The sequence below is a fragment of the Halorubrum sp. FL23 genome (assembly GCF_052439115.2).
GTDB lineage: Archaea > Halobacteriota > Halobacteria > Halobacteriales > Haloferacaceae > Halorubrum > Halorubrum persicum.
The window spans coordinates 1-4040 of the sequence record NZ_JBQVRO020000044.1; the positions used below are offsets into that span (position 1 = coordinate 1).

4 protein-coding genes are annotated in these 4040 nt (G+C 60.8%); 2 read left to right on the forward strand and 2 right to left on the reverse strand.

All coding sequences use genetic code 11. From position 1 onward, the window contains the following. Nucleotides 1-181, forward strand: a 181-nt coding sequence (locus tag ACT4MF_RS18740; protein WP_512053343.1) for a hypothetical protein, incomplete at its 5' end; no start/stop codon positions are given. Between the two features lie 170 nt (nt 182-351). Here the strand turns inward: ACT4MF_RS18740 and ilvN are convergent. Continuing rightward, nucleotides 352-732, reverse strand: a complete 381-nt coding sequence (gene ilvN, locus ACT4MF_RS18745) for an acetolactate synthase small subunit (protein ID WP_444683840.1) — start codon at nt 730-732, stop codon at nt 352-354. Then, on the reverse strand, nt 729-2468 hold the full coding sequence (gene ilvB / locus ACT4MF_RS18750) for a biosynthetic-type acetolactate synthase large subunit (RefSeq protein WP_444683839.1): 1740 nt from the start codon (nt 2466-2468) through the stop codon (nt 729-731). Before ilvB ends, ilvN begins: the two co-directional genes overlap by 4 nt. 510 nt (nt 2469-2978) lie before the next feature. Between ilvB and ACT4MF_RS18755 the strand changes: the two genes are divergently transcribed. After that, nucleotides 2979-3905, forward strand: coding sequence for a transcription initiation factor IIB (locus ACT4MF_RS18755; RefSeq protein ID WP_444683838.1), 927 nt, complete (start codon nt 2979-2981; stop codon nt 3903-3905). The last annotated feature ends 135 nt before the right edge of the window (nt 3906-4040 follow it).

Here is a 4040-nt window from a genome sequence, read left to right on the forward strand (position 1 = left end):
TCGGGAATCTTGTTCCCGTCCTTGGACATACTCAAACGATGAGCTTCTGTGTCTCAAAACTTTCGACGTTGAGTATATTCGAGAGGAGAAGTTTGAGTGCAAAGAGTGTGGTGTAATCTGGAATCCGGAGAAGTGGAATACCAGCTTGACCGAGTTAGGATTCACCGCAGTCAAGTACTAAGTATCGAATCTCGGGCATTCAAGCCATTGGGCGCCGTCGAAGTCGAGCGTCCATTCGAATTCGGTGTTCTAGTTGTCGCAGGTGTTTTCGTCATCTTCGTGTTCCTCGTGATCGCCGTATATCTCTCCGCATCGGCAATCCTGACAGGCATCTGTGCAAACAGGACGGCCCTACGACTCGTTCACGTTGGCGGTGAGTCGGTCCGCGACGTCGAGAGGGAGTTGCTCAACGGTCACGACGTGACGGAGTTTTTTAATCTGATTCGACACCTGCTCGACGCCGGGGTGCGGTGGCTCAACGACGAACGTAATGTGGGAGTGTACGTCGTCCCCCAACGATTCACTCACGATGCGCTCGATGTTAATGTGTCGTTGGGAGAATAGCCCAGTCACGTCGGCCAACACACCGGGTTCGTTCTCGACGAGCGCTGACAGCACCACTCGCTGGTCGGTGTATCCTGTCTCCTCGTTTTCGTCGGTTCCCGGCCTCGTCCGACGACCTGTCGGCTGAGCTCGTTCGTGAGGGCCGGGGCCGTCCAGTCCGCCGCTCATAGTTCCTCCAGTTGGTCCTCGTTCATCGCGAACTTCGCGTTGTCGCCGCCGCTGGGAACCATCGGGTAGACGTCTTCTTCGGAATCGACGTGGGCGTCCACGACCGAGGGTCCGTCGTAATCGAGGGCAGACTGGAGCGTCGCTTCGGTCTCGTCGTAGTCGTCGAGGCGGAATCCGCGGGCACCGAACGCCCCCGCTAGTGTCGCCAAGTCGGGAACCCACGAGTATTCCGAAGCCACATGTCGGCCCTCGAAGAAGGCGTCCTGCCACTGCCTGACCATCCCGACGTACTCGTTGTTGAGGACGATAACCGTGATGTCGAGATGTTCGCGGACCGCGACAGCGAGTTCCTGCAGGGTCATCAGAAACGAGCCGTCGCCTTCGAAGCAGACGACTGGCTTGTCGGCGGCGGCAAATCGGGCGCCGATCGCCGCAGGTAGACCGTACCCCATCGTTCCGAGGCCATGCGAGGACACCCATGTCCGCGGCTCGGTGAAGGTCCAATACTGGAACGCCCACATCTGGTGTTGGCCGACGCCCGTGGTGACGACAGTGTCGTCCGGTGTCAGCTTGTCCACAGCCTCAACGACGAACTGTGGTTTGAGCGGTTCGTTAGCGGGCATCTCGTAATCCATCGAGTACTCAGATTTCCACGTCTGGCACTGCTCGCGCCATTCGCTGGCGTCGGGTGCCCGAGGCATCGCATCGTGCAACTGGTCAAGTACCGTCGCCGCGTCGCCGACCAGCGGGTGGGTCGCGCGGACATTCTTGGATATCTCCGCGGGGTCGATGTCCACGTGGACGATGTCGGCCTCCGGCGCGAACGTCTCGACGCCACCGGTCAACCGGTCGTCGAAACGGGTGCCCACCGCCAACATGACGTCGCTGTGCTGGAGTGCCATGTTGGCGTAGCCGGTGCCGTGCATCCCCGCGACTTCCATCGCGAGAGTGTGGTCTTCCGGGAACGATCCGAGACCAGGCATCGTCGTCACGACGGGGACGCCGTACTCCACGGCAAAGGACCGGATTTCGTCCCAGGCCTCGCCTTTGACCACGCCACCGCCGGAGAGGATGACAGGGCAGTCGGCGTTCGCGAGTGCCTCCGCGGCCGCCGTGACCGCTTCGTCGTCGGCGGCGCCGGGCACCTCGAAGTTCTCGGAGTGTTCCGGTTGGTCGGGCGCCCGGTCGGTGTCATTGAGGGTGATGTCTTTCGGGAGGTCCACGACCGTCGGCCCCGGTCGGCCGTCGCGAGCGAGGGTGAACGCCTCGCCGACCGTGTCGCCGACAGCGTCGGCGTCGTCGGCGAAAAAGTTGGCCTTCGTGACTGGTCGGGTGATGCCGGTCGTGTCCGTTTCCTGGAATGCGTCGTTGCCGACGACGTTCGACGGAACCTGTCCCGTTAGCGCAAGCACGGGGTCCGAATCCATGTCTGCGTCCGCAAGTCCGGTGACGAGGTTGGTCGCGCCGGGTCCCGAGGTCGCCATGCAGACCCCAGGGTCGCCGGAAACGACGCCGTACGCGTCGGCAGCGTGGGCCGCAGCCTGTTCGTGGGCCATCGTCACGTGGGTCAACGCCGCGTCGTAGAAGGCGTCATAGACGGGCATGATCGCCCCGCCCTGGACGCCAAACACATGTTCGACGCCCGCGGTTTCGAGCGCCGCTACGACGGCGTCGGCACCGCTGGTGACTGTACGTTCTTCGGTCGCTCCCTCCGTGACTGCACTTCGTTCTGACATGCTGTGGTCGTTAGTCGTGGGTAGACTGCAGTTTATGGGGTCGCGAAAACTGCGACACCGTCCGTTTACGAAACGGTACGAACTGGGCCGAGCGTTGAGGGTGGGATGTGGTGGGGCTAGAACGCCCCAATAATAGCGACCGCGGAGACACCGCTACCGACGGACGAGTGTCGGTGCGCGGTGGTGGACTGCATCTATAATTATGGATATCCCCCCTAGTTATGAATGTTTCGCTCGGGCAAGCCGAGAGTGTTCGTACCAACTGTCCTCTCTCAGAGGGTAGCAGACCCGATTCTCTCACGTCCGTTCTCTTCTTTCCGAGAATGAATGGATAGAAATCTGAGCTCGGTACTCAAAGGACCTTCATTACGTTGTTGAGAACTAAAACGCCGTAATTCAACCACGCCAAACCCCCTCAGTAAGTTCACCAGCCCTACACAGAGTCTTTCGTCCCCTCAACGGGTGAGGGGCTCACTGTACTGGCGGGTTCCCTGAATCACGGTGAGAACGATGGCAACCAGAGACATCTACGAAAGCGGATTCGACGAAGACGTCCGAACGGAATCGAGTGCGAACCAATGTCCCGAGTGCGACGGTCGAATCACGACGAACGCGGCCGAAACGATCTGCGAGGACTGTGGCCTGGTCATCGACGAACAGCGTATCGATCACGGGCCGGAGTGGCGGCCGTACGACGACGAGGAGTGTGAACGAACGGGCGCCCCACTTACTGCGGCTCGCCACGATCGCGGCCTGTCGACGGAAATCGGTCGCGGCACCGATGCCAAGGGGAACGAGATCTCTGGAAAGAAGCGACGGCGACTCGCACGGATGCGCCGTGAGCAGACCCGTGGGCGCTGGCGGTCAAAGGCGGAACGGAATCTCGCACACGGGCTGGGCGAGGTGCGTCGGTTAGCGAGTGCCCTCGAGGTCTCCGGTTCGGTCCGCGACCAGGCGTGTCAACTCTTCCGGAGCGCCCAGAACGAGGATCTGCTTCGTGGCAGGTCCATCGAGGCCATCGCCGCGGCCAGCGTCTACGGGGCCTGTCGGTGCGACGGGCTCTCACGAACCCTCGATGACGTTACCGATCCGGCGCGCGTTGAGCAGTCGCGCGTGACGAACGCGTACAAGACGCTGAATACGGAACTCGGCCTCCCGGCCAAGCCTGTGACGCCCAGTGCGTTCGTCCCGCGTTTGGCCTCGGAACTCGATGTCCCAGATCAGATTCGGCAACGAGCACGGAGGTTGGCGGAGGATTCTGAATCAACGGGAGTCACTACGGGTGTCTGCCCGTCAGGGTTCGCCGCGGCCTGCCTGTACAAAGCGGGGTGCGAACAGGGCCAGTTGCTCTCACAGTCGGACGTCGCAGAGGTCGCGAACGTTTCAACCGTAACCGTCCGAACTCACCGAGACGCGCTGGACGGACTAGCTGTCTAACGACGCTCCTTTTGTTGATTTGCGTGTCTGTAGTGGAATTGGCGTAAGAGCAATCATTTATACTCAACGTCGAAAGTTTTGAGACACAGAAGCTCATCGTTTGAGTATGTCCAAGGACGGGAACAAGATTCCCGA